The organism is Planktothrix tepida PCC 9214, from assembly GCF_900009145.1.
Lineage (GTDB): Bacteria > Cyanobacteriota > Cyanobacteriia > Cyanobacteriales > Microcoleaceae > Planktothrix > Planktothrix tepida.
Genome location: NZ_LN889922.1, coordinates 1 through 212 on the forward strand (window position 1 = coordinate 1; position 212 = coordinate 212).

Here is a 212-nt window from a genome sequence, read left to right on the forward strand (position 1 = left end):
GTAATAATATCATCAGAATTATCGACAATATATGTATCGTTTCCGGCTTTCCCTTGCAATGAGTCGGCTCCGCTACTGCCATTGAGAATATTATTAGCAGTATTTCCGATAATACTATTCCCTAAACTATTACCCGTACCATTAAGCACTGCTGTTCCTGTTAAGGTGAGGTTTTCGACGTGATCGGGTAAGGTATAGGTAATCGAAGATTG

1 pseudogene is annotated in these 212 nt (G+C 39.6%); it reads right to left on the minus strand.

The features are described from left to right. Window positions 1-212, minus strand: a pseudogene (locus PL9214_RS31865) (hypothetical protein); the annotation flags it as partial.